The sequence below is a fragment of the Actinomyces sp. oral taxon 849 str. F0330 genome, assembly GCF_000239715.1.
Classification (GTDB): Bacteria; Actinomycetota; Actinomycetes; order Actinomycetales; family Actinomycetaceae; genus Actinomyces; species Actinomyces johnsonii.
In genome coordinates this window covers 169,671-194,264 of the sequence record NZ_JH470351.1, presented here as the reverse complement: position 1 = coordinate 194,264, position 24,594 = coordinate 169,671, and the positions used below count along the sequence as shown (strand labels likewise).

Annotated in this window: 20 protein-coding genes; 3 read left to right on the top strand and 17 right to left on the bottom strand. The window is 66.6% G+C overall.

Going from position 1 to position 24,594, the window contains the following annotated elements; all coding sequences use genetic code 11:
- Positions 1 to 4 precede the first annotated feature (4 nt).
- The 6 genes from HMPREF0975_RS06670 to guaA form a co-directional block, all read right to left on the bottom strand.
- Complete coding sequence (locus HMPREF0975_RS06670) at positions 5 to 736, bottom strand: DUF885 family protein (protein WP_009233377.1); 732 nt, start codon at positions 734 to 736, stop codon at positions 5 to 7.
- Between the two features lie 2 nt (positions 737 to 738).
- Complete coding sequence (locus tag HMPREF0975_RS06665) at positions 739 to 2,223, bottom strand: amidohydrolase family protein (protein ID WP_009233376.1); 1,485 nt, start codon at positions 2,221 to 2,223, stop codon at positions 739 to 741.
- Between the two features lie 320 nt (positions 2,224 to 2,543).
- Positions 2,544 to 2,687: a hypothetical protein gene (locus HMPREF0975_RS15555; RefSeq protein WP_009233375.1), complete on the bottom strand. Its 144-nt coding sequence runs from the start codon at positions 2,685 to 2,687 to the stop codon at positions 2,544 to 2,546.
- A 604-nt stretch (positions 2,688 to 3,291) separates the two neighbouring features.
- Positions 3,292 to 4,065: a DUF4352 domain-containing protein gene (locus HMPREF0975_RS06660; RefSeq protein WP_232212477.1), complete on the bottom strand. Its 774-nt coding sequence runs from the start codon at positions 4,063 to 4,065 to the stop codon at positions 3,292 to 3,294.
- Positions 4,066 to 4,338: 273 nt separating this feature from the next.
- Complete coding sequence (locus HMPREF0975_RS06655; protein ID WP_009233372.1) at positions 4,339 to 5,352, bottom strand: DUF2510 domain-containing protein; 1,014 nt, start codon at positions 5,350 to 5,352, stop codon at positions 4,339 to 4,341.
- A 542-nt stretch (positions 5,353 to 5,894) separates the two neighbouring features.
- Positions 5,895 to 7,481 carry a glutamine-hydrolyzing GMP synthase gene (guaA, locus tag HMPREF0975_RS06650; RefSeq protein WP_049939546.1) on the bottom strand — a complete coding sequence of 529 codons (1,587 nt, stop codon included), beginning with the start codon at positions 7,479 to 7,481 and terminating at the stop codon, positions 5,895 to 5,897.
- A 439-nt stretch (positions 7,482 to 7,920) separates the two neighbouring features.
- On the opposite strand from guaA, the gene HMPREF0975_RS06645 reads away from it, so the two are divergent.
- The 3 genes from HMPREF0975_RS06645 (at position 7,921) to HMPREF0975_RS06635 (ending at position 10,213) form a co-directional block, all read left to right on the top strand.
- Complete coding sequence (locus tag HMPREF0975_RS06645) at positions 7,921 to 8,184, top strand: hypothetical protein (protein WP_009233370.1); 264 nt, start codon at positions 7,921 to 7,923, stop codon at positions 8,182 to 8,184.
- A gap of 354 nt (positions 8,185 to 8,538) precedes the next feature.
- Positions 8,539 to 9,360: a protein-ADP-ribose hydrolase gene (locus HMPREF0975_RS06640; protein WP_009233369.1), complete on the top strand. Its 822-nt coding sequence runs from the start codon at positions 8,539 to 8,541 to the stop codon at positions 9,358 to 9,360.
- Positions 9,302 to 10,213, top strand: coding sequence for a hypothetical protein (locus tag HMPREF0975_RS06635; RefSeq protein WP_009233368.1), 912 nt, complete (start codon positions 9,302 to 9,304; stop codon positions 10,211 to 10,213). Before HMPREF0975_RS06640 ends, HMPREF0975_RS06635 begins: the two co-directional genes overlap by 59 nt.
- Before the next feature lie 21 nt (positions 10,214 to 10,234).
- On the opposite strand, the gene HMPREF0975_RS06630 is transcribed toward HMPREF0975_RS06635, so the two are convergent.
- The 11 genes from HMPREF0975_RS06630 to HMPREF0975_RS06580 all read right to left on the bottom strand — a co-directional run.
- Positions 10,235 to 10,621 (bottom strand): nuclear transport factor 2 family protein, encoded by a 387-nt coding sequence (locus HMPREF0975_RS06630; RefSeq protein WP_009233367.1) that lies wholly within the window; start codon positions 10,619 to 10,621, stop codon positions 10,235 to 10,237.
- 327 nt (positions 10,622 to 10,948) lie between these two features.
- Complete coding sequence (locus tag HMPREF0975_RS06625; RefSeq protein WP_009233366.1) at positions 10,949 to 12,127, bottom strand: zinc-binding dehydrogenase; 1,179 nt, start codon at positions 12,125 to 12,127, stop codon at positions 10,949 to 10,951.
- Between the two features lie 157 nt (positions 12,128 to 12,284).
- Positions 12,285 to 13,565: an MFS transporter gene (locus HMPREF0975_RS06620; RefSeq protein ID WP_009233365.1), complete on the bottom strand. Its 1,281-nt coding sequence runs from the start codon at positions 13,563 to 13,565 to the stop codon at positions 12,285 to 12,287.
- 203 nt (positions 13,566 to 13,768) lie between these two features.
- On the bottom strand, positions 13,769 to 15,385 hold the full coding sequence (locus HMPREF0975_RS06615) for an MFS transporter (RefSeq protein WP_009233364.1): 1,617 nt from the start codon (positions 15,383 to 15,385) through the stop codon (positions 13,769 to 13,771).
- A gap of 160 nt (positions 15,386 to 15,545) precedes the next feature.
- Complete coding sequence (locus tag HMPREF0975_RS06610; protein WP_009233363.1) at positions 15,546 to 16,415, bottom strand: sugar phosphate isomerase/epimerase family protein; 870 nt, start codon at positions 16,413 to 16,415, stop codon at positions 15,546 to 15,548.
- 306 nt (positions 16,416 to 16,721) lie between these two features.
- On the bottom strand, positions 16,722 to 17,732 hold the full coding sequence (locus HMPREF0975_RS06605) for a Gfo/Idh/MocA family protein (RefSeq protein ID WP_009233362.1): 1,011 nt from the start codon (positions 17,730 to 17,732) through the stop codon (positions 16,722 to 16,724).
- Positions 17,733 to 17,794: 62 nt separating this feature from the next.
- Positions 17,795 to 18,721 (bottom strand): sugar phosphate isomerase/epimerase family protein, encoded by a 927-nt coding sequence (locus HMPREF0975_RS06600; RefSeq protein ID WP_009233361.1) that lies wholly within the window; start codon positions 18,719 to 18,721, stop codon positions 17,795 to 17,797.
- A 256-nt stretch (positions 18,722 to 18,977) separates the two neighbouring features.
- Complete coding sequence (locus HMPREF0975_RS06595) at positions 18,978 to 20,471, bottom strand: CoA-acylating methylmalonate-semialdehyde dehydrogenase (RefSeq protein WP_009233360.1); 1,494 nt, start codon at positions 20,469 to 20,471, stop codon at positions 18,978 to 18,980.
- A 386-nt stretch (positions 20,472 to 20,857) separates the two neighbouring features.
- Complete coding sequence (gene iolD, locus HMPREF0975_RS06590; RefSeq protein WP_009233359.1) at positions 20,858 to 22,765, bottom strand: 3D-(3,5/4)-trihydroxycyclohexane-1,2-dione acylhydrolase (decyclizing); 1,908 nt, start codon at positions 22,763 to 22,765, stop codon at positions 20,858 to 20,860.
- Between the two features lie 57 nt (positions 22,766 to 22,822).
- A complete protein-coding gene (iolB, locus tag HMPREF0975_RS06585; protein ID WP_009233358.1) occupies positions 22,823 to 23,749 on the bottom strand; it encodes a 5-deoxy-glucuronate isomerase in 927 nt (308 codons plus the stop codon).
- 111 nt (positions 23,750 to 23,860) lie between these two features.
- Positions 23,861 to 24,594 (bottom strand): Cgl0159 family (beta/alpha)8-fold protein (locus HMPREF0975_RS06580; protein WP_009233357.1); only part of this gene is annotated, 734 nt, incomplete at its 5' end.

Here is a 24,594-nt window from a genome sequence, read left to right as displayed (position 1 = left end):
TGTCTCAGAGGGCGCCGCCCGGCGCAGCATGGCCGCCGCCGCTCAGGTCGCCGCGGGCTTGGGAGGCCAGGATGCGCGCCAGGTCGTCGGTCTGCCGGGCGACGGCCTCGACCTGTCCGCGAGGAGGCAGAACGCCTTGGGCCGCACTGACCGCCAGGGAGTCGCGGATTCCCGTCAGGGCCCAGGGTGCGGCACGGTACCGGTCGACCAGGTCCGCCCAGTCCTGTACGGAGGAGGTGGAACCAGGCAGGTCAGTGGGCAGGGTGATGAGGCGTCGGCGCACGCCCTGGAAGGGTGAGGTGAGGATGTTGAGCTCAGCGCCCTGGTCCGCCGATTCGATGAGGTCGATGGAGGTCCCCAGACGCTCGAGCAGATGGGCGCGCAGGACGCGTACTGCCAAGGGTGCCCTACCCCAAGGATCGCCGTCGCCGGGCGTACTGTCTCGAGCGTCGTCGTCCTTCGCCCCGTGGTTACCGGTCAGGGACCGGGGCGTTTCGACGGCGCGGACGAGCTGATGCAGCCTGCGCTCGACCCTGTTTCTCTCCGCCAGGGCCTCAGGGCCGACGTCGGGCAGGAGCGTTCGGCTCGGCAAACCGGTGGCCTCGGCCGCCGCCGGGTCCTGTGAGGCCAGGAGTCGGGCGTAGTCCTCGGCCAGGTCGGTCAGCCGGGCGCGAGCCGGCCCCCAGGAGTCTTTCCAACTGTCTCTCCGTCTGTCCCCCGGTGCTTGATCCTGCACGCTCAGACCTCCGGGTGGCGGGCTGCCCGGGCGCTGCGCTCTCGCCACTCGGCCAGGGTCGCCGACGGACCGACTGCCTCGGTGGGAGCCTGGGAGGCGGCCAGGCCCTCGACCCGATCGGGGCGGAACTCGCGGCCGCGAGCCACCACGAGGCGCAGGTCGTGCAGGGCGGCCAGGTCCTGGCTCGGGTCCCCGGCGACCGCGATGAGGTCCGCCTCGAAGCCGGGGGCGAGCACCCCGGTGACGCCGGCGCGTCCGATCGCGGCGGCGGCCCTGGAGGTGGCGGCCAGCAGGACCTCGGTACGGGGTAGGCCCACGGACTCCAGGGCCTGGAGGCCACCGACGTAGGCGCGCTGCGGGGAGGCGGGGATGCCAGCGTCGTGGCCGGCGACGATTCTCACCCCGTGCTCCCACAGCTGGCGGGCGGGTGGGGCGAAGGTCGGGTCGGCCGCGATGATGCCGGGCAGGTCGGCCACGATCGTGCAGTCGACGTACACGCCGGCGCGCGCCATCTCGTCGGCCAGGTGGGGGTCGAACTCGCTGCGCCCGGCCGCCGAGACGAAGGAGGCGTGGGCGATGTAGTCGACCCCGGCGCGCACGGCCCGCTCGATGCCCTGGGTGCCGTGGGCATGGGCAGCCGTCCACTTCCCCAGGCGGTGGGCCTCGTCGAAGAGGACCCGCAGCTCCTCAGAGGTGAACTGGGCGAACCAGGGAGCAGAACCATCGGTCATGAAGCCACCGGTGGCCATCGCCTTGATCGTGTCAGCGCCCATGAGGTGGTGATGGCGGACCTGGTGGCGGATCTCGTCCAGGGAGTCCGCGGCGCCTCCGGCGTGGTGGGCGTGCCCGCCGGTCGTGGTGATCTGCGGCCCGGAGGCGATGATCCGGGGCCCGCGCAAGTCTCCGGCGTCGACGGCGTCGCGCAGGGCGACGTCAACGTAGTGGCGCGCCCCGAGGGACTGGACGCTGGTGACGCCCTCGCTGAGCAGCTCGCGAGCGGCGCGGGCGGCGTTGAGGGTGAGGCGGGCAACTTCATGAGGCCCGTAGTCGGGGTACTCGACGTCGGTGCCGGAGGTGGGCAGGTGGTCGTGGGTCTCGATGAGCCCAGGCATGAGGGTGGTGCCGGGCAGGTCCACGCGTACGACGTCGTTGGGGTCGACGTCGGGAAGAAGCTCGGTCAGGCGCCCTTCGAGCTCGGCGGTCGTTCCGACGGCCAAGATGTCCCGTCCCCGCAGGAGGACGGCACCGCCCTGGCCGGCCGTACGCGCCTGGGCGACCTCGGCCTCGCTCGGACTACTGGTCCGGATTCCGATCGTCTCAAGGCTGCCCTCCACCTGGCCGCGCCGACCGGTGAGGAGGCGGTCGGCACTCACCAGTGCGGCCGAGCGTCCGTCGAGACGCTCACCGCCGTCGGTAGGCGGAGTGGTCCAGTGGACGGCCTCCGCCTCGGAGCCGGTGGTGATGGGCTCAGTGGGGTGATCGGTCATGGTTGATCCTCGGTCTGCAGTCGGCGTCAGGCTGGAGAGCGCAGTCGGGCCGGTCGCTCCGGCGGTTCCGGCAGGGGCTGGTCCAGCGTCTATCTGCAGATACTGTCGCAGATCCTTCCCCACCTTCTTCCGGGACGACCGGTCCCGATATCCTCACAGCACGGTCAGGTTGCCAGCGCGGCGGGCCTCGGTCCAGCCGCGCAACTGCTCCCAACTGCCGGCGCCGCCGGGACATGAGAAGAAGGGGCGATCCTCCCAGGTGCTCACGATTGGCTGGGGCGTTCCAGCGCTCGGTGGGGTTGCCGTCGACCGGTTTGCCATCACCGGGCTCGCCGAAGGCGCTGCGCCAGGTGCAGGCCGATGAAGGTGATGGTGACGGCGACCCAGACGACGAAGATGCCCTGGATGAGGCGGGTGAGGGCGAATCGTGCGGTGGCGCGGTGCCTGGCGGCGCGCCACCGCACGGGCCTCGTCGGAGTCGCGGGTGGTGGTGGGCGCGGTGGGTGACGCGCTGGTGGAGACGGTGGAGGAGGCGGCAGACACAGGGGTTCCTTCGGTCCCGGTTCGGCGGCCGCGCGCTATGACGTCGCTGCGCTCACGGCCCTGGGAAGGGGTGAGGACGTCCGCACAGGTGGACTGCTAGCCAGTCCGGAGCGCGTCCGACGTGCAAGCGTCGGGCCGCGTTCATTGCGGGGGCTGCCAGAAGTACGAACGCCTACGGCATACAGCGACAACAACACGCCATGACCTGCCGGTTCATGGCGTGTGAGAGGGCGAAGGACGGGGAGGGCGCAGCAACGCGCTCGCTTCGCGCGGTGCGGACGACGAGCGGCAGCACGGTGGCGCTTCGACCGGTACTCGTCATGGGACGTCCTTCAGGGGATGCGGCCGAGGCCCAGTGCCAGCGGCGCGTTCGCCGAAATCATATGCGGACCATCACCGGAGCCTGTCAATGGCGGCGCCGTCGCAGTCCATTTCTTGGACAGGGACAAGACCCGTCGCGCACGAGGACGGGGCCGGCCGCCACCCCGGCGACCGACCCCGGTATCGAGGGCTGAGGCGCAAACGCTACTTCACGGCGACGAAGACCTTGTCAGCGAGCAGTCCGGGGCGAACCGCCAGAACTCCGTCCTGCGCACTGTCAACGGGAACAGCCCGGACAACGTTCCCGGTGACACTCGCACCGTTGTACAGAGTCGTCAGAGAGTCGATGGCGTCCGGGGCGACGGCCATCGAATCGGTTCCATCGACGGTGACTCCGTCGGCCGTGACGTAGTCAACCGAGACGAAGGCCGCAGATTCTCCACTCGAGTCATCACCGATGTAGGTGGCCGTGTAGTTGATGAGGACATACTGTTTTCCATCAGCAGGCGGATCGTTGAACTCGTTAGCCGCGGCAACCGCGTCATTGGCGTTGAACGTGACCGAGTTGATGACGACCTTCCAGTCCTTGCTGGAGATCTCGGTACCAAGCGGGTAGGGGTTCTCACGGGTCTTTCCCTGCCCAGAGGATCCTGCACCGCCAGGAGCTACCGACGCAGAGACCGCACCGGAGGATGAGACGGCCTCACCAACAGCATTCGACAGGACCGTCAGGAACACCATGACTCCGACGATCGTGCCGACCACCGAGATGACCACGGCGGTAACCGCGGGCCACAATACTTCTCCCTTTCGGAAGAGTCCCACCAGGCCGACTATGAAGGAGATCGGCAGCAGGATCCAGCCGATGATGAGCGCGCCGGGAACACAGGCAAAAATGAACCCGATGACCGCCATCACCAGGGCGACGATACCCACGGTGTTGCGCCCTTTCTTCAACGGCGCTGGCACTTGCTGCATTGGCGCGGGCACCTGATCTTGCGGCGGATACTGCTGAGGCGGGTTGGACTGGGCAGGATACGACATTGTGGCTCCTGATATTCGACGGTATGCCGAAATGAGACAATCTAATGCAGTGATATCCACTGCTTCACCCATCGTAGTCAGAACCACACCAACATTGAATGCCCGGAAGTACGAAAAGCAGGAATCTAGCGTTTCAATACGGTCACATACTTACCGCACATATCTCAATTTTTCCGTGATCTCCGAAAACATGACGTGGAGACTAATCTACAGCCTCCCCAACAACTGGCGCTTGGCGATAAGGAAGTCGGCGTCGTCCAGGATGCCTTCCTTGCGCAGTTCATCCAGATCACGTAGACGTTTCGCGACGTCTTCAGAAGATACGCCAGGAGAACTCAGCTCTTGAGGCACCTCGACCTGACCGGACAGCAGAGCGGGAACGCTTGGTGACACAGGCCCACACCCAAGGGCGCTCAGAACCGAGTTGCCCGTTTGCTCCAGAACCTCACCAACACTTTCATGATCCTTCCTGGGCATCATAATCCCCGTCGTTGGGTGCTTCACCTGGTTGGTCAGTGCATGAATCTTCTGATCAGTGGTAATAGTCAAAACAGCTTTCGCCGACACGATCTTAGCGACCGCGCCAGCACCGGCAGCCGCGATACCAGCACCGGCAGATATCGCCATGACCGCAGGATTACGTTTGGTGATCATTGAGACCACCTTCACCGCAGCACCGGCCGTCGCAACCGACGGCGTCGCTACCGCTCCGATCGAGCCAGCATCGCCATTATCGGGACGCTCGAAAGAGATGGAAATAAGACTTTCGTAAGGAGTCGAGTCGCTTATCTGACAAGAGCGCCCCACAGCGTCTGGACCAGCCACACGAACATACCCGTTTTCATAGATTTCGATCGTCGAGGTCCCGAATATCCCGCTCGTGACTCTCCTTCCTGCCATCCGAGCATGCTCGGCCTGTCGAAGTCGCTCCTCCCGTTCATGCTCCTCACGCTGCCTGCGTGCTCTCGCCCCAGCAGTCAGTGCCCCAATCGCCACATCCTTCCGTTCGGCCGCCGCATTCTTAACGGCTTGACCCAACGCATTGAACAATCCGGGCGCCTTAGAGGGCTGCGCAACCGGAGCGGACACCTGACCATAGCCCATTGGACGAGCCTCCACCTGAACAGAGGAGACATCCTGCGCGTATACACCCCATGCATTGCCATCCCACCATCTCTGACGGCCCGTTCCATCGTCATACCAACCCGCAGGAACAGACATCCCGACACCTCCATTGAATGCACTCGATCAGCGCGATCGTAGCACCACCAGAACTCTTCGGAAACACAGACCTTTAACAATCATTCACCCCGTCAAATACCCCACACTTTTGTTTTATTCGAGACACAAAAGTCGCAAAGCAATATCGACCTATCAGTGATTTCTCAAAGTCCTCGTTGAGTTCGGAGACAAACACCCCATCACTCTCGTAGTTCACGCGACCACTGCTCCTGAATCCAGGTCCAACCCGATCGGGAACGTACTTTTTCGACGAGGACTGATCCCTCCCGCAGACCACTGGTGGCAGGTCTCAGTCAACTGCAGGAAAAGTACGTTCCCGGCGAGAATCGCAGTCCTCGATACGCAGGTCCAGCCGCATCGGCCGGACCGCCGGCCACGCCGCCCTGCCGAACCGCCAGTCGCCTCCCCGACCAGGACCGATAGACGCTCCAGACCGCTCAGCGACGGACAAAACAAGGCCCCGCCAGCGCTTCAGCGCCAGCAGGGCCCAGTAACGGCAGGCAGTCGCTCCAACTTGCCCGTTACTCCCACTCGATGGTGCCCGGGGGCTTGCTCGTGCAGTCGAGCACCACCCGGTTGACCTCCGGTACGGAGTTGGTGATCCGGTTGGAGATGCGCGCCAGGACGTCGTAGGGCAGGCGAGTCCAGTCGGCCGTCATGGCGTCCTCACTACTGACCGGCCGCAGAACGATGGGATGACCGTAGGTGCGTCCGTCGCCCTGGACGCCCACGGAGCGCACGTCGGCCAGCAGCACCACCGGGCACTGCCAGATTTCGTCGTCGAGCCCGGCGGCAGTGAGCTCCTCACGGGCGATGGCGTCGGCGGCCCGTAAAACGCGCAGGTTCTCGGCCGTCACCTCGCCGATGACGCGGATGCCCAGCCCCGGCCCAGGGAAGGGCTGGCGGGCGACGATCTTCTCCGGCACTCCCAGCTCGCGGCCGATGGCACGCACCTCATCCTTGAACAGCTCGCGCAGCGGCTCGATGAGCTCGAAGTCGAGGTCCTCGGGCAGGCCTCCCACGTTGTGGTGGCTCTTGATGTTGGCGGCACCCTCTCCCCCACCGGACTCGACGACGTCGGGATAGAGAGTCCCCTGGACCAGGAAGCGGATCTCGCCACCCTCGGCGCCCACGGCCTCGATCACCCGACGCTGGGCGGCCTCGAAGGAGCGGATGAACTCCCGGCCGATGATCTTGCGCTTGGCCTCCGGCTCGGTGACGCCAGCCAGGGCGCTCAGGAAGCGCTCGGTCTCGTCAACCGTGATGACGCGGATGCCCATGCCCTCGGCGTAGTCGTGCTCCACCTGCTCGCGCTCACCGGCGCGCAGCAGGCCATGGTCGACGAAGATGCAGGTGAGCTGGTCGCCGATGGCGCGGTGGACGAGGGCTGCGGCCACGGATGAGTCCACTCCCCCGCTCAGTCCGCAGATGACGTGGGCGTCGCCCACCTGCTCGCGGATACGGGCGACCTGATCGTCGATGATGCTGTCCGGCGTCCAGGTGGCCGGCAGCCCCGCCTCCTTGTGCAGGAAGTTGACCAAGGCGGCCTGCCCGTGCTCGGAGTGGAGCACCTCGGGGTGCCACTGCAGCCCGTAGAGGCGACGGTCCGGGTTCTCGAAGGCGGCCACCGGCGTCTGGGAGGTGGAGGCGGTGACGGCGAAGCCCTCGGGAGCGGCCTGGACCGCGTCGCCGTGGCTCATCCACACCACCTGGTCGTCCGGGGTGCCGGCGAACAGGCACGATCCCTCCTCCACTCGGGCGGGGGTGTGCCCGTACTCGCGAGTGCCGGTGCGCCCGACCGTTCCGCCCAGCGCCTGGGCCATGGCCTGGAAGCCGTAGCAGATACCCAGGACCGGGATCCCGGCGTCGAAGACGGCCGGGTCGACGGAGGGGGCGCCGTCGGCATAGACCGACGAGGGCCCGCCGGAGAGGATGATGGCCGAGGGCTGTTTGTCCAGCATGGCGGCAGCGTCCATGGAATGAGGCACGATCTCGGAGTAGACGCCGGCCTCGCGCACACGGCGGGCGATGAGCTGGGCGTACTGCGCCCCGAAGTCCACCACGAGGACGGGGCCGACGGCACTGGGGGAAGTCTGGCTGGTCGTCACCCGATCAGGATAGCCGGGGCGGCAACCGGCCGCCTTCCGCCCTGCCGGCCGCTGGCGCCCCGGCTCCGACGTTGACACAAGAGGACTAGACCAGTGGTTCACATCGCACGTCCGCCTCACAGGTCACGTTTCCAGATCAAAACTACCCATGACACAAACCTTCCCGACCCCCACCAGGACCAGTAACACCCTCCATGACGCCACATCCGCCCATATGCCTGCAACCGAACCACAGCCCTCCCAGCGATCCCCTGTGATCCACAAGTCGCCAACGCAACACACGTCACGATCCTTTGTCTAGACAATCAGATGGAGCGTTCCTAGAGTTCTGATCGACGGAGAAACCTCCGTCCGGCCTACGGGCTGCACACCGTCGTGCAGGGACGCACGACTGGTAGTTAGGCGGACCTGCTCGACACACATCGAGAGGAACACTCACATGACCGCCACCATCACCGAGCACCCCACCCAGACCGTCGAGACCGCCACCACCGCTCAGGCCGCCGACACCAACACCCAGGCCGAGGCCAACCGCCTCACCTTCGCCGTCGCCATGATCGCCATCATGGTCGCGGTCATGGTCATGGCCGTGGTCGGCGCCGTCACCGGTATCCCGACCATCATGTTCGCCGCCTCCGTCCTGGCCGCGATCACCATGGGCGTGGGCATCTACGCCGGCGTCAACCTTCTCGAGGCCCGCTGAGCGTCGAGGACTCCGACGAGCTCATCCGAGCCCGCCACCAGGTCCGGACCACGCATCACAAGCAACGCAGGACCCGGACCCAGCCCAGCAAGGGCATAGAACAACGAGGCTGCGCGGCCAAGGAAGCCCGCGCAGCCATGGCAACCCGAGGGGCACCGCACAAAGCGGCGCCCCTTTTCTCATGCCCAGAAACCCCCGGCCACGCACAACACATCACCACCTGCTGGTGCGACGACGATCAAGCACCCCACGACAGACGCCACAGAGCCCGCCCTGGCCTCATTACTCTCTACTTGATGCTTAGTGTATAAAAGTAACTATTCGTCTCTTCCGCACCAGCTGAGAGGACCGGGCATGACATCGACGCCACTGACTCAGTCGCAACGCGGCGCCCTCGTTGATACGTCATTGGCGCTTCTCGTTCAGGAACAGCCCAAAGCGCAGCAGCTCGTAGACGCCGTTTCGGCCAGCGATCCTGGTCGGCGCCGGCTGGCACTGCGGGCCCTGCTCGCCCTGCGACCCGCGATCCCGCTGCCCGCGGAGCTAAACGTCTCACTGGAGCGGCTCCTGGCCGCCGAGGCAGCCGAGCGAGAAACCGTCGACGCCCTCAGCCTGCCGAGAACGGAGGTGGACCCGCGCCTGTCTCTGTGGCGCGGCGACATCACGACGGTCCGGGCAGACGCGATCGTCAACGCGGCGAACTCCACTCTCCTCGGATGTTTCCAGCCGCTGCACGCCTGCATCGACAATGCCATCCACTCGGCCGCAGGCCCCTGGCTGCGCCAGGAGTGCGCGGACATCATGGCCGCTCGGGACCGCCCCGAATCTACCGGCACAGCAACGGTGACCAGTGGCTACCACCTGCCGGCCACTCACGTCATCCACACCGTCGGGCCGATCGTGCAAGGCAAGCCAACCGCCGAGCACGAGGCGCTCCTAGCCTCCTCCTACCAATCCTGCCTGCTCGCTGCCGAGGATCTGCGGGCCACCAGCATCGCGCTGTGCTGCATCTCCACCGGCGTCTTCGGCTACCCCAAGGCCGAGGCTGCCACCGTCGCGGTCCACACCGTCCGCGAAGTCCTTCCCCACTGCCAGTCACTCACAAAGGTGGTCTTCAATGTCTTCGACCCAATCGACGAATCGATCTATCGCGGTCTCCTCGGCCCTGACCGCTGAGGAGCCGGCGGCGATCCGACGCCTAGCCGACGCAGCTTCCCAGGCTGACGCCGTCGTTCTCGGTGCCGGATCGGGTCTGTCGGCCGCAGCAGGCCTGTCCTACTCGGGCCCCCGATTCACACGCCTCTTCCCTGACTTCATCGAGGAGTTCGGCCTGACCGACATGTACTCCTCCGGGTTCTACCCCTTCCCGACACCGGAGCACCGGTGGGCCTACTGGTCCCGGCACATCATGGCCAACCGCTATAACGAGCCCATCCTCCCCCTCTATCAGGATCTGAGGACCATTCTGGACAGCCTGGGGGACACGGGCTACTTCGTCATCACCACGAACGTCGACCATGCCTTCGTCCGCAACGGCTTCGACGAGTCACGTCTGTTCGCCACGCAGGGCGACTATGGACTGTGGCAGTGTTCCGTCCCCTGCCACGCCGGGACGTGGTCCAACGAGTCAGCCGTGCGAGAGATGGTGGAGCGGCAGCGGGACCTGCGCATTCCATCATCATTGTTGCCCGTATGCCCCAAGTGCGGGGAACCTGCGGCGATGAATCTGCGGGTGGACGGCACCTTCGTGGAGGATGGGCACTGGCACGACGTTGCTGATCGATACCGCCGGTTCCTGTCCGAGCACGAGTCGGATCGGGTCCTCTACCTGGAGATCGGGGTGGGATGGAACACGCCCTCGCTCATCAAGTTCCCATTCTGGCAGCGGACCTATGCCAATACCTCGGCCGTCTTCGCCACCCTCAACCAGGAACCGGAGGTTCCTCGGCAGATCACGCAGCGCTCTATCGCTGTCCCCGGGGACATCGCCGCCAGCATCGAGGCCTGGAAGGCTCTGGTGCAGAGCTGACACGCGGCGCCGGCGCAGGAGTCAGAACATGCCGTTGTCGTTGGCGGAGGTCTCCGGGATCACCTGAAGCACATCCCAGTGCTCAACGATCCGGCCGTGCTCGTCGAGACGGAAGATGTCGATACCCGCGTAGTCATCCGACCCCGGCCACCGCTGGTGGCAGTGCAGGATGACGTAGTCCCCCTCGGCGAAGGCACGCACGAACTCCACGCTCTTACCGGGGTAGTCGCGGGCCATCCGCTCGAAGTACTCGACGAAGGCCTCCTTGCCGTCGGCCACGTGGGTGTTGTGCTGCCGGTACTCGTCGCCGGCGTATCGCTCCAGCGCCTGGCGCGGCCGGCACTGGTTGAACATGAGGTCGTAGAAGGCCTTGACGTTCTCCTTGTTGCGTTCCAGATCAGTGGACATACGGGACTCCTCCTCTTAGCAATGGTCACGATAGTCAGTCAGAGGCCCTCCGCGGCCGACGGCACACCGCCGCGACACCCGAGATGTCCAAATCGGATACAAAGGCGGAATCCAGGCTCACACCGCCGATAAGAAACCGCGTGATTCCGCGGTTCCATCAGCGGCCTGATCGAGCCACAGGTTCCTTTGTCACCGATTTGGACACGACGCGTCCTCCGCCTCGATTTCGGATCACGCATCGCGCCTCCCACTCAGAGCAGCAGGGCGCGAGCAGGAGGCGCGAGGACGGGAGGTCACGGTGAAGCCCCGGGACTTCACCGCCTGGGCTCACAGCGACATGTCGACGACGGCACGCCCCTGGATCTCGCGGTTGCGCAGCGCGGTGTAGCCGGCACCGGCCTCTTCAAGCGGCAGGCGGCGCGAGACGACGTCGCGGTAGTTGATGACGCCCTTGTCGGCCAGGTCGACAACGGCCGGCAGGTCCTGGCGGGTGCGCGCACCGTAGGAGCCGAGGATCGACTGCGAGCGGCGCACGGTGCGGTTGATCTCCACTCCGGCGGTCTGCACACCGGCCCCCAGGCCGATCGGAACCATGCGGCCGCCATCGGCCAGGACGTCCAGGGCAGTGGTCCAGGTGGCCGGGATGCCCAGCGCCTCGAAGGAGACGTCCACGCCCTTGCCGTCGGTGAGACGGAAGACCTCCTCGCGGGCGTTCTGGGTGACGGAGTTGACCACGGCAGTCGCCCCGTAGTCGAGCATGGGGGCGAGCTTGTCATCGTCTACGTCGATGGCGATGACCTGGCTGGCGCCGAAGGCCCGGGCGATCTGGACGATGTTGGTGCCCACGCCGCCGGTGGCGACCACGGCGACGGTCTCCCCGTAGCGCAGGTCGGCGCCGCGGCGCACGGCCCCGTAGCCGGTCATGGCGGCGCAGCCCAGGATGGCCGCCGGCACCATGTCGATGGTCTCGGGCACGGGGGCCACGGCGGTGGAGGGGACGACGGCGTACTCGGCCAGGCCGCCCATGGAGTACATGGCCACCGGCTCACCGTCGGGGGTGGCCAGGCGGGTGGTGCCATCGTAAAGGACGCCCTTGAGCCGGTTGAGGTCGAAGAAGGGCCCGCACAGCTCGTCGCGGCCTGAGGCGCAGGCGTCGCACTGACCGCAAGGCATGAGGAAGCCCCCCGCCACCTTCTGCCCAATCTCCAGACCGGTGTGCTCGTTGCCGGGGCCGAGCTCCACGATGGTGCCGGAGACCTCGTGGCCGAGCACCGCCGGCAGCGGGAAGGCGATGGCACCGCCGATGACGTGGAGGTCGGAGTGGCACAGCCCGCAGGCGGCCACCTTGATGAGGACCTCGCCGCTCTTGGGCCGGGGGGTGCGCAGGGTCTCGATCTCCAGTCCGACCTCGTGGTCCCGCAGGACCGCGGCCTTCATGGTTTCAGGAATGGCCTCGGGGATGGACTCGGTTGTCTCTGAGGTCTGGACTGCCTCGTTGCTCGTCATGCTCAGCTGCCTCTCTGTCGGATGTCGACGACGTCGGGCCGTCGGGCGGCCTCCTCCGGCCGCTCTCCCACCCTACGACATTTGTCCTGACAAATCATAGATCTGAAGTCGGATTCTCGGAATCCGGTCGCGGGTACCCTTGATACCCGCCCCGCCCTCAGACCTTCAGTTCCCGCGGCAGCCGCAGGAGCACGACGACAACGCTGACCAGCGACAGCGCGAAAGTCGCCCAGTAGAGGACGGACATCCCGAGATGAACCACGACGAGCAGCGCAGCGATGAGGACGCCCGCGCGCGCCAGGGCCCCTCCGGTCGCCAAGGCTCTTCGCTGGGCCTCAACCAGCCACGGCGGGATCCGCGGGTCGATCGCCCCCTGGCAGGCCGGCAGGACCAGCACCGACTGACTGGCCACGAGGATCGTCAATGAGATGACGATCATCCAGGCGCCCGCCGCTCCCCCGAGAGACAGACCGACGACCAGGAAGGTCGCCCCCAGGACGGCCACAACAGCGCCCAGAACCACGCGCAGGAAGCGCAACCGCTCGACCCGGGTCACCAGCGCCAGGGCGAGGAACGTCCACCCTACCCAGGTCATGGCACTGACGGCGATCGCACCCGAACCGAGGCCGAGATCGGCCACGACCAGCGGAGCGAGGACCAGAGCCGCCGCCCCCAGCGGCGCCTCCTGGGCCAGGATGAGCACAGCTCCGGTCAGCACGGCGCTACACACCTGGGGCACCCGCAGGTCGGCGGGGGTCAGTGCCTGCTGCTCGGCCAGCATCTCGGCATCCAGGCGGGTCCAGTCGATAGCCACGGAGGCCTCCAGGGTTCCGTGCAGACGGCGCAGCGCCTCAAAGGCCTCGACATCCCGGCACTGCCCCACAAGCCAGACCGGACTCTCGGGAAGACGCAGGACGCAGACCAGGTAGATCAGCGCGGCGCCCCCGAGTACCCCCCAAGCAGCGGGTACTCGCACTGGACTCCACCAGGCCGCTAGTGCCACCACGCCCGCTCCGGCGGGCCCGAGGGCCATGACCTGCGGCATGAGGCGCTTGTGTCCGCGCAGGGAGAGCTCGTGGCAGACCAGTGGTGCCACGACGAGTATCCCGCCCGAGGCCAGACCCGCGAGCCCGGCTCCGATGAGGACAGGGACGCCGTCGAGCCCTGCTGCAATTCCCGCTCCCGCCGCGGCCAGCACGGCCATGACCAGGCCGGTTCGTCTGCGGCCCAGGTGCCGGGAGAGGGGCCTGCCGGCGACGGTCCCCAGAACCATTGCCGCACCGACGACGCCGACGAGCGGCAGGGCGCCTCCGCGGGCACCCGCGACCCCGATGGCGAGAACCCCTTCAAGGGCCCCCAGGAACAGGCCTACCGCCCATGCGTACAGCCTGAGGCGAACCGGGGCGGGTGGCGCGCTGCGCGGCGGATGCGGGGTCATGGACCGGTCACCGTGTACGTCATGGGCGGCATTGTGTGTAGATGTCTGTTCAGATATGGCATCAGCTGACGCTGACGACGTCGGACGGGAGCTGAGACAGTGTGTCAGAACCGGGCGGTCGGCTTCAATCCGCTCCTGGCGGGCCCACCAACCCGACGTCCTGTCACCGAGTCAACACTGTCTCAGCCCCCTGACCGAGTGAGTCAGCTGTACTCCTTCTCGAAGCGCTCCTCGAGCTCCTCCAGGGAGTGGTACTTCGTCTCGGGCACGTACTTCATGTAGAAGATGAGAGACAACACGTTGATGAGACAGAAGATGAGGTAGGTGCCCGCTCCACCGAGCTTCTCCATCATGATGGGGAAGACCAGGGCGACGATCGCGTTGGCGATCCACAGAGCGCCTACCGCCAGCCCCATGGCCGTGCCGCGGACCTTGGCGGGGAAGATCTCCGCCACAAGGACCCAGGTGACCGTTCCGGACTGCTTGGCGAAGACGAACAGGGAGACGATGAGCAGCACCAGGTAGGGGGCGAAGGTGGGAGCGCCCTTGATGTTGCCGTCGGCATCCTGATAGGGCTGGATGAGGAAGAAGAAGACCGCGGCCAGGAGCCCCAGGGAGACCACGATGCTGGCCTCCTGGTAGATGCCCACGTGCCGGCGGGCGAACTTGGTGACCAGCCACAGGCCGACCGCCGATCCCACGAAGGAGATGAATCCGGAGACGACGTTGAGGGAGATCGCGTCGCTCATGGGCAGACCTGCCGCGGAGAGCACCTTGGGCGTGTAGTACATGGCCGTGTTGATACCGGTGAGTTGATCCGCCAGGCCCAGGATAATGCCGATGATGAGCAGGTGCCGGGTCCACTTGACGCCGAGGATCTGGGCCAGGCCCCACTTTTCCTGGCTGGCCTCCCTGCGCTGGACCTCGAGCATCTCGTCGATCTCGTCGGCGATGGGGCCGTCCTTGGACTCATCGCGCACGCGCTTGAGAGCTCCGATGGCCTCGGCGATACGCAATTTGGCGACGTACCAGCGCGAGGACTCCGGCATGAGACGGATCCCGATCCACAGCGCGATGGCCGGCAGCGAGGCCAGCACAAGCATGTAGCGCCAGGTCGTACCGTTACCGGACTCGACGGCGACGTTGGCCAGGTGTTGGACCGACTCCCAGGAAACGGTCTCGCCCGCTTTAGCGACAACCTCGCCGGAATTGTTGACGACGTCTTTGGCGACGGTGACCTCCGGACCACCGTGGATCTGGGTCAGGACCGCGTTCATCGAGAAGGCGAGGAACTGACCGAAGACGATCATCATCTGGTCCACGGCCACGAGCGTTCCGCGGATGCGCTTGGGGGCCGTCTCACCGAGGAAGACCGGGACCGTCGCCGAGGCGCCGCCGACCGCGAAGCCCAGGACGATGCGGAAGAAGTAGAGGATCCAGATGTTCGGCGAGAAGGTGCACCCCAGTGCGCCGAAGAAGAAGACGGCGGCCAGGAGCGTGATGTTGTGGCGACGCCCGTACTTGTCGGAAAGCTTGCCGCCGACCGAGGCACCCAACGCGGCGCCCAGGCACAGGAAGGTCCCTACGAGACCTTCCTCCACCGAGTTGATCTGAAGGCCGCTGGCGTCGTGAGGCAGGTACATATACGGCAGCGCGGCCGAGATCACTCCGGTGTCGTAGCCGAAGAGCAGCGAGCCGAGGGTGGCGACCAGGGCGATGAGTCCGAGCGAGCGCTTCGGACCCGAGGCGGGAGTCTGGTCGACCAGCTCCTGAATCTTCTCCGGCGTGTACTGCGCCGCAGAATTCAATGGTGTGGACATGGATGGAACTCCTTGGGTCGTCCGCCGTCGTTGGCGGAGGCGAAAAAGGCGCTGCTGGATGGACCGAGAGTCCCGGTCCGCCGGTCACCGCCCCGCAGCGCAGGAGCGGGAGCCGGCAGCATGGGCGGTCCTCATAGTGAACGGAGAGAACCGATGAGGGTCAGCCGAGCTCCTCATGGAGCCGGGCCAGCACTCGGCGGTTGATGTCATCGGCGTGCTCGTGCCAGCCGAAGACGCACACGGAGAGCACACCGTCGAAGCCGATGTCTCGCAGCGTGGAGAAGACGGCGTCCCAGTCGACTTCACCGTTGCCGACCTCGTTGTGCTGGTGGACGGTGACATCAGCGCCAGGCGGGTTGATGATGTAGCGGTTGCCGTCGTTGGCACGGTGGTTGAAGCCGTCGGCGATGTGGACCTCGCGCAGCTTGCCGGCCTCGTGAGCGGTGCGGATCATGCGCTCGACGTCACCAGCGCCGTCGGAGAGGTGGAAGGCGTGCGGGCAGCAGAACTCGTATCCGATCCAGTCCTTGTTGACCGCGCGCACGAGGTTCAGGGCCGGGTCGTGCAGCTCGACGAAGTCGTAGGGGTGGGCCTCCATGTTGAGGCGGATGCCGTAGCGCTCGAAGTCGGGGATGAGTTCTTCGATGGAACGGAACCATTGCTCCTCACTGCGGCGAGCCTGGTTGCGGTCCCCGGAGAACTCCGAGGTGATCTCCCGGACGTCGATCTGGTCGGCGAGCTCGAGCAGGCGCCGCCAGTTGGACACCTGGGCGCACCGCTCCTCCTCGTCGGGCGAGGACCAGTTGAAGACGGGGTTGAGGGTGCGCACCTTCACGCCCGTCTCCTTCTGCGCCTTGTTGAGTTCGGCGACGAAGGCGTCGTCGGCGGCGGGACGGTGGTGCCAGAAGTGGAAGTCCGCGTTGGGCGAGAGCTCGACGTACTCGAAGCCCAGCTCGGCGGCCTTGTAGAGCGTGCGCACCGTGGACATGGTGCGGTAGTACATGTTCGGGTCAAGGGCGATGTCTACCAAGGAGGTCTCCTCTCAGGTGCCGACGGCCATGTCGACAACACCCATAATGTCATGACAATTGCGTCGGGGGAAGTGGTTGAGGGCGGCAGTTTTCAATCGTTGCGACGACGTCCGGGAGTTCCCCTTCCTGCCGCCGAATAGTCGTCGTCCCGGGCGGCGGGACCGAGCGCCTCCCGGGACGAACGAGGTGGACGGACCCCGTCGCCGTCTGTCCGGTGAGCTTGCCGGAGCGCTGGCGAACACGCAGCAATCGCGAGCGCCCCGGCAGCAGCCGTGCGCCAGGAGAGACGACGACGGGGAGGCTTGTCAGGCGTAGAAGGCGGGCTTGGCGATGAGCTTGACGTCGACCATCGGCGAGGACTCGTCCTCCAGCGAGGCAACCGCCGCGTCGACCACGGAGGTGGCCGCGTAGCCGTCCCAGGAGGTCGAGCCGGTGTGCTCATCGCGGGCCACGGCGTTGATCCACTCCTGCACCTCGCGGTTGAAGGCGGCCTCGAAGCGGTCGATGTGCGACTGGCACATGGCGTTGCGGTCGCCGTGGATGTCGCGGATGTGGATCCGCTCCTGGTCGCCCAGCCTCAACGCGGCGGTCTCCAGCACGAGCTTGCACTCGATGGAGTAGGCGTACTGCAGGTTGACGTTAACTTCGTCATCGATGCGCACGCCGGACTCGGTGTACATGACGACGACGACCGGGTCGATGAGGTGGTCAAAGCGGTGAGTAGTCGACTTGGGGCGCTCGACGCGCACCTTGACGATTTCCTCGCCCAGGAGCCAGCGCATCGTGTCGATCTCGTGGATCGCCGTGTCGTCGATGGCCATGCGCGAGGTGTAGGACTCCGGCACGGTGGGGTTGCGGTGACGGTTGTGGACCAGGAGGGCCTGGCCGTTCTCGCCGTCGTCAAGAACCTTCTTCATCTCGTTGTAGGCGACGTCGAAGCGGCGCATGAAGCCCACGGTGACGAGCTTCTTGCCGGCCTTCTGCTCGGCCTCCATGATGGCGATGCAGTCCTCGGCGGTGGTGGCCAAGGGCTTCTCGCACAGGACGTACTTGCCGGCCTCGATGGCCTTGATGACGTCGGGGGCGTGGACCTTGCCGAAGGTGGCGATGAGGACGGCGTCGACGTTCGGATCGTTGATGAGCTCATCGGCGCTGTCATAGGCCTTGGCACCATAGGGCTCCGCGGCCGAGACCGCGGCGTCGTGGTTGATGTCGGCCACGGCGACGATCTCGCCGCCGGACAGGACACCCGCAATGCGGGCCAGGTGGGCACGGCCCATGCCGCCGGCGCCGATGAGTCCGATGCGTACAGTCATGATGTGTCTCCTCGTTGAGGTGGGGTCAGTAATAGGTCGGCCAAGTCGAGTGGCAGGAGGCCTCAGGCCAGTCCCAGGCCGCACTCGGCCAGGTACTTGCGCATGTTGATGGCGTTCTGCTTGGGGAAGGAGGGGTCGCAGGGGTAGCAGTCCTGCTCGCAGATCGCGTAGATCGGCTTGTCCAGGGCCGCCAGGGCGTCGACGAACTCGTGCATCTCGGGCAGGCCGGCGGGCGGGCAGACCGAGGCGCCCTTGGTGACGGCCTCACCGAAGGGCCAGTCCTTCTCGTGGGCCTCGCGGGTGATGTCCTCGTCGAAGGCCTTGATGTGGACGTAGGTGATGCGCTCAGGGTACTTCCGGCACAGCTCGACCGGGTCGCCGCCGTAGACGACGTGCCCGGAGTCCAGACACAGGTTGACATAGGTCGGGTCGGTGGCGTCGAAGATGCGGGCGATCTCCTCGGGGGTCTCGATGTGGGAGTCGCCGTGGGGGTGGAGGACCATCTTGAGGCCGTACTCGTCCAGGAGCATCCGACCCAGGGCATTGGCGTGCTCGACGTAGAGCTTCCAGGCGTCGTCGGACAGGACGCGGTCGTCGGTCCACTCCCAGGTCTTGTCGTCGCGGTAGAGCGGGGGCAGGTGGACGATGTATTCGGCGCCGACGGCGGCATGGGTTTCGGCGATGGCGCGGAAGGTCTTGAGTGTGGTCTCCCAGGCCTCCTGCTTGTGCAGGATGCCCCAGCCGGTACCGGCCACCACCCTCATGCCGAACTCGTCGCACCACTTCTGGAGCTCCTTGGGGTCGGTCGGGAAGTAGCCGAAGGGGCCGGTCTCGATGACCTCGAAGCCAGCCTCGGCCATCTCCTCCCAGGCCTGACGGGGGTCCATCTGCTTGGGGTCCTCGGGGAACCAGACGCCCCACTGGTCAGGGCAGACGCCGATGGTGAGCTTGGAGTACTTGGGGTCGTTGGTGTTGACGGCTTTGGACATCGTTGTCTCCTTCGTGAGGCGATCTCCGAATCGTTTCGGATGTGACACCCACTGTACTCCCCCGCAGGCCGAACGCCTAGGACTTTGTACTAACAAAGATGTCTGACCTTTGGCGGATGAGACAAGTACCCCCAGCCAGCCGCCCCCTTTCCGCTACAGCACGCGGACGCACCACAGGCCTCAAAGACTGACCCTGCAGGGTCAGTCTTTGAGGCCTGTGGTGCGTCCGCAGCGATGGGTGGCGGAGCGGTTGCGCCTACTCCTCGCGCTGGAAGGACATAGTCGCGGCGTAGGTCTTCTCCGAGGGCCAGCGGCTGGTGATCGCCTTGGCGCGGGTGTAGAACCGCACGCCCTCGGGACCGTGGATGTGGGTGTCGCCCAGGAGCGACTCCTTCCATCCGCCGAAGGAGTAGTAGGCCACCGGCGTCGGGATCGGCACGTTGATGCCGACCATGCCGGCCTCGACGTCGAGCTCGAAGCGGCGTGCCACGCCGCCGTCGTTGGTGAAGATGGCCGCGCCGTTGCCGAAGGGCGAGGAGTTGACCTGCTTGATGGCCTCCTCGTAGGTGTCGGCGTGGACGATCGCGAGCACCGGTCCGAAGACCTCCTCGGTGTAGAGCGAGGACTCCAGGGGGACGTTGTCCACGATGGTCGGGCCGAGGAAGTGGCCCTTCTCGTGACCGGGGATCACCAGCGGACGACCGTCGAGGACGATCTCGGCGCCCCGGGACTCGGCGTCGTCGATGAGACCGGTGATGAACTCCTTGGACTTGGCGTCGATGACCGGACCCATCTCGACGCCCTCGTCCATGCCGTAGCCGACCTTGATCTTCTCGGCGTGGGCCTTGACACGGCGAGCCAGGTCCGGCCCGCAACCGCCCACGGCCACGACCACGGGCAGGGCCATGCAGCGCTCGCCGGCGGCCCCGAAGGCGGCAGCGGAGATGTGCTGGGCGGCGAAATCCAGGTCAGAGTCGGGCATGACGATGGCGTGGTTGTTGGCTCCACCCAGGGCCTGGACGCGCTTGCCGTGGGTGACGCCGGTGTTCTGGACGATGTGGGCCACCGGGGTGGAGCCCACGAAGGAAATCGCGTCGATGCCGGGGTGCTCGAGGACCTTGGAGACCATGGTGCGGTTGCCGGAGACGACATTGAAGACGCCGTCGGGCAGGCCGGCCTCCTTGTAGAGCTCGGCCGTCAGCAGCGCCGCCGAGGGGGTGGCCGAGGCCGGCTTGAGCACGAAGGCGTTACCAGTGGCGATGGCGATGGGGTGCATCCACATGGGCACCATGGCCGGGAAATTGAAGGGGCAGATGCCGGCGACGACGCCGACCGGCTGGCGCAGGGTGTGGATGTCCACGCCGGTGGAGATGCCGGAGGAGAACTCGCCCTTGAGGGCCACGTTGATGGCGGTGGCGAAGTCGAGGGTCTCGCGGCCGCGTTGGATCTCGCCGACGGCGTCGGAGTAGTTCTTGCCGTGCTCGGCCACGATCAACCTAGCCATCTCGTCCTGGTGGTCCAGGACCAGCTGGCGCATGCGGAATATGATCTCCGTGCGCTTGGCCAGGGAGACCTTGGCCCACTCCTTCTGTGCGCGGCGAGCCACCTCAACGGCGTGGTCAAGGTCGGCGTCGGAGGCCTGGAGCAGCTCGGCCTCAACCTCACCGGTTCCCGGGTTCTCGACGGCGAAACGGCCGATCGGAGTGCCCTCATAGGGCTTTCCGTCGATCCAGTGCGCAATCGTTCTCATCGTTATCGACTCCTGATTGTCGGTTTCGCGGGCCCGTCCCCGCCTATGGGGTCGACCGGACACAACCCCGACCAAGGTCTTAGAGGCGGACTGGTCGGGCGCCCAGCACCTTGCATGTGCCCCCAGCCTAACGTCCTAGGCGGCAGATATCGCCATTTTGTCAGAACATAATGGGGGTGTTGGCCACATCGTGATCTTCTCGGGTCTCCCCTGCGCCCCCGACGACACCGAGGCCCCAGCCAGAAGCTTACGTACGCGTACCGAGGCGGACGGCGGGGTCCACGGCTTTGATTGCCGTGGACCCCGCCGTTGCGGTTGGCGCTGGAGCTGCACGCCTTTCCGCGTCCTACCTGCGATCCCTCCAGGTAGCCAGGTAGTGAGTGCCCTTACAGGTAGTGACGCTGGGGCTTGCGGTCGCGCTGGTAGTCCTCGTAGGCGCGCTGGGTGGACTCCAGGGCGGAGACGCCCGAGACCGGGACGTCCCACCAGCTCGACCCGGGCGGGTTGGGACCGTAGAGGTCGGTCTCGATGTGGATCATCGTGGGACGATCGGAGGCCTCGGCCTGGCGGTAGGCCTCCTTGAACTCCTCGATGGTGTGGACCTCGAGGACATCCAATCCCCAGGAGCGGGCGTTAACGGCGATGTTGACGCCGTCGATGACCTGCTCGTCGGCCAGGTGGCTGCTCTCGCCGCGCTGGCGGTACTTGGTGCCGAAGCGCTGGGAGCCGCGGGACTCCGACAGGGCGCCGATGGAGCAGAAGCCGTAGTTCTGCAGCAGGACGTAGATGACCTTGATGTTCTCCTGGACCACGGTAGCCAGCTCCATGGGGAGCATCTGGTAGGTGCCGTCGCCCACGATGGAGACCACCTCGGCCTCGGGTCGGGCGAGCTTGACGCCCATCGCGGCGGGAACCTCGTAGCCCATGCAAGAGAAGGCGTACTCCACGTGGTACTGCAGCGGGCTGCGGGCCTGCCACAGGGCCTGGAGGTCGCCGGGCATGGAGCCAGCAGCGTTGATGACGACGTCCTCCTCCCCCATGAGCTCGTTGAGGGCGCCGAAGACCTCGGTCTGGGCGGGCAGGGGTCCGTGGTTCAGGTGGTAGCAGCGCTCGGTGGCCTTGAGCCAGGCCTCCTTCTCTGCGGTGATCTCGGCGGAGTAGACCTCATCGACGTGGTAGTCCGCGAGCGCCTCGGTGAGGGCCGACAGGGCCTCGCGGGCGTCGGCCACCACCATCTCGGCACTCTCCTTGGCGGCGTCGAAGGGGGCGACGTTGATGTTCACGAACTTCACGTCGGGGTTCTTGAACTGGGTCTTGGAGGCCGTGGTGAAGTCGGAGTAGCGGGTGCCCACGCCGATGATGAGGTCGGCCTTGTCGGCGATGTGGTTGCCGGAGTCGCAGCCGGTGGATCCCACGCCGCCCACGGCGCCGGGGTGGTCGAAGTTGATGGCGCCCTTGCCGGCCTGGGTGTCGCCCACCGGAATGCCGGTGGCGGTGGCCAGGGCACGCAGCTCGTCACTGGCGCCGGCGTAGATGGTGCCTCCGCCGGCGATGATGAGGGGCCGCTTGGCGGACTTGATGAGGGCGACGGCGCGCTGAAGGGCAGCGGGTTCGGGCACCGGGCGGCGCACGTGCCACACGCGCTTGCGGAAGAACTCCACGGGCCAGTCGAAGGCCTCGGCCTGGACGTCCTGGGGCATGGCGATGGTCACTGCGCCGGTCTCGGCGGGGTCGGTGAGGACGCGCATGGCGCTCAGCAGCGAGGGGATGAGCTGCTCGGGGCGGTTGATGCGGTCGAAGAAGCGCGAGACCGGCCGGAAGGCGTCGTTGACGCTCACATCCAGACTGGTGGGGTCCTCCAGCTGCTGGAGCACGGGGTCGGGGACGCGGGTGGCGAACTGGTCGGAGGGGAACAGCAGCACCGGCAGGCGGTTGGTGGTGGCCAGGGCGGCACCGGTGACCATGTTGAGGGAGCCCGGGCCGATGGAGGCCGTGCACATGTAGGTCTGGAGGCGGTTGGTGGTCTTGGCGAAGGCGGCGGCCGCGTGCACCTGCCCCTGCTCATTGCGGGGCATGATGTAGGGCATCTCCTGTTCGCCGTCGGCGCGGGCGATCTCATTCTGCAGGAGGGCCTGGCCGATGCCGGCCACGTTGCCGTGGCCGAAGATGCCGAAGGCGCCGGCGATGAGGCGCTGCTCGACGCCGTCGCGCTCGGAGTATTGATTGGACAGGAAACGGATGGTGGCCTGGGCGACCGTCAGGCGGATCGTGCCGGCGTAGGCTTCGTTGCTCATCGTGGTTCTTCTCTGCTCTTCTCGGGTGCTCGGGTGGTGGGATCGAAAGGCGGGCGACTAGTCGTTCTTCTCGTCGTTCATGGGGGTCATGGGCAGGCGCGGGTCGACTTCCTGACCCTCCCAGGTCTGGCGCACCCAGGTGTGGTGGGGATCGTCGGTCATGAGCCACACGGAGTCCTCGGCGGGACCGGCCATGACATTGAGGTAGTAGAGGTCGTAGCCGGGGGCGGCCACGGAGGGCCCGTGGTAGCCGTAGGGCATGACGACGACGTCGCCGCCGCGCACCTCGGTGCACACGTCGATGTCGTGGCCGGGCGAGGGGTAGATGCGCTGGAGAGCGAAACCCTCGGCGTCGCCCTGGCCGGAGCGGACCTCGTAGTAGTAGATCTCCTCCAGGACCCGCTCGACCTCGGTGTGCTCGTCGTGCTTGTGGGGCGGGTAGGAGGACCAGTTGCCCCCCGGGGTGAGGACCTCGCAGGCCAGCAGGTGGGAGGTCTCCACCTCGTTGCCCAGGGCGTAGTTGTTGACCTGGCGCGAGGAGGGGCCGGCACCGCGCAGGCCGGTGCCGACCTCGGAGCGCGGGCAGTAGCGCAGCGGCTTGTCGGCGGTGGCCTTGGCCCCGGGCAGGGCGATGCGGGCGCCCCCGGCGCTGGTGAGGGTCGCCTCGGTGCGGCGGGGGACGTAGACGTAGTCGGTGATGTCGGTGAAGACCGAGTCGCGCCCGGCGATCTCGAAGCGCTCGCCACCGGCCTGGACGCTGCAGCCCCCGGACAGGGGCAGGACGAGGTACTCGTGCTCTCCGGCGGGCACGGTCAGACTGCCCCCGGGGGCGAGCGCCACCACCCGCAGGGAGGACCATTCCCAGCCGGCCCGCTCGGGGGTCAGGTCCAGCTCGTAGGTGTCGTGGGCGAGCTCGCCGGCACGGATGACGTAGCGGGACTGGCCCGACGTCTCGGGCTGGGCGGGGTGGTCGGTGTGACCCATGGTGGTGCTCCTTTGGCTCCTGGTACTGGTGCGGATTGTCTCGTATGTGCGGCTCGGTCGGGGCCGATCGGCGAAGCGCGGGGCGTCCGGCCCTCCGAGTGCGTCAGGCGCTCACAGCAGGGCGACGGCGGCGTCGACGGCCGCTTCGACGTCGTCGTTGCGGGGGTAGAGCAGGGAGCGGCCCACGACCAGGCCTCTGACGCCCGGCAGCTCGAGGGCAGCCGCCCAGGAGGCCCGGGTGGCCTCGGGGTCGGCGGAGACCTCGCCGCCCAGGATAAGGCTGGGCAGAGAGGTGGAGGCCATGACCCGTCGCATCGATGCGGGCTCGCTCACGCAGGGCAGCTTGAGCCAGGTGCGGGCTGAGCTGCGGCCCAGTGCCTGGGCGATGCAGATGGAGCGGATGACCGCATCCTCGCTGAGGTCGTTGACGATGCGCCCGTCCTCCCACCGGGAGATGAAAGGCTCGATCATGGCGTTCAGCCCGCGCTCGGACAGGGAGTCGATGGCCTCGGCACTGGCCTTCAGGGTCGCGGCGCTGGCGGGGTCGGCGTAGTTGATGCGGGTGAGCATCTTGCCGCCGTCGAGGTGGGAGGCTTCGATACCCTCGGCGTCGTAGGCGCCGAAGCGGTCGTCCATCTCGAAGGAGGCCCCCTGGAGGCCGATCCGGTTCATCGAGCCCCACACGAGCTTTCCGTCCAGGGCGCCCAGGAGCGCCAGGTCCTCGATGATCTCGGCGGTTCCGAGGAAGCCGTTGACGCCGGGGCGGGACAGCGCCGTCACGCAGCGCTGGAGGAGGTCCTCACGGTCGGCCATCGCCAGAGGCCGCTCGCCGGCGCCCAGAGCCC